Origin of the sequence: Clavibacter sp. MX14-G9D (assembly GCF_032917815.1) — a bacterium.
Taxonomy (GTDB): domain Bacteria; phylum Actinomycetota; class Actinomycetes; order Actinomycetales; family Microbacteriaceae; genus Clavibacter; species Clavibacter michiganensis_K.
Window position 1 is genome coordinate 1 of the sequence record NZ_JAVCVL010000391.1, and the last position, 1,078, is coordinate 1,078.

The window sequence follows — 1,078 nt, forward strand, 5'->3', positions numbered from 1 at the left end:
GGCGTCGCCCGCGGCGACGGTCTCCCCCGCGAGCGCGGTGGCGGGGTCGGCGGCCGGGTCCCCCGCAGCCTCCTCGGCCGCCGCGGGCGCGCCCACGCGCCCCACGTCGACGGTCTCCTGCACGGTGTCGTCCGTGGCGGCCTGGATGCGCGACAGCGTCCCCGTCGCCGCGGAGTACACGAGCAGCGTCCCGTCGTCGCCCATGGACGCCACCGCGTCGGCGCCGAGCGTGAGCGTGGGGGCGCCGGCCGCGTCGAAGGCCGACAGTCCGGCGACGGGCACGAGCCACAGCTGGCCGGTGGCGGGCACGAGGATGGCGGCGCGGGATCCCGCGAGCATGACCTCGGCGCCCGCGGGCAGCGGCGCGGTGTCGACGACCTCGCTCGTCGCGTCGTCCACCACGTCGAGGCGGGAGCTCCCGCGGTCGGCGAGCAGCACCGTGGATCCGGCCTGGAGCACGTCGATGTCCTCGCTGCGGGAGTCGACGACGCTGTCGAGCTCGAGCACGGAGGTGTTCGCGCGGCCGATGGCCTGCTGCGCGGAGTTCACGACCCACACGGACCCGTCGTCGAGGTCGACGCGCTGCGCGTCGTAGCCGTCGCTGACGAGCGCGAACCCCGTGAGGAGGGCGAGCACGACGGCGCCGCCCGTGACGGTCGTCGCGGCCTGGCGGTGACGGCGGATCCACTCGCGGATCATCGCGGCAGCTCCGCGCACTTCTCGGTCGACGCCTCCCCAGCGATGCCGTCGCGCGTGACCGTCACGCGGATGCAGGCGCGGTCGCCCGCGCCGGCGGCGCCGGTCGCCACCCGGAAGGTGGTGTCGCGCTGCGTGCTCGGCAGCCCGCCGTCGCGGACCACCTGGTAGGCGTCGTCGGCGCCGAGCCCGGGGTCGCGCCAGGAGAACAGGACGCCGTCGGCCGTGCCGGACGCCTGGATCTCGCCCACGACGGGGATGTCGCCGGGCGCCGCCCCCCCGCCGGTGCCGCCGAGCAGCACCCCGACGAGCACGCTCGCGACGACCGCGCCGGAGGCGGCCGCGATGAGCGCGATGCGGTGCCGCGCGAGGAAGCCGGGCC

The 1,078-nt window shown here is 77.2% G+C and carries 2 pseudogenes; both read right to left on the bottom strand.

What is annotated here, in order from left to right:
- A pseudogene (locus Q6969_RS15880) lies at positions 1 to 699 on the bottom strand (fibronectin type III domain-containing protein); the annotation flags it as partial.
- A pseudogene (locus Q6969_RS15885) lies at positions 696 to 1,078 on the bottom strand (serine/threonine protein kinase); the annotation flags it as partial. The pseudogenes Q6969_RS15880 and Q6969_RS15885, both read right to left, overlap by 4 nt.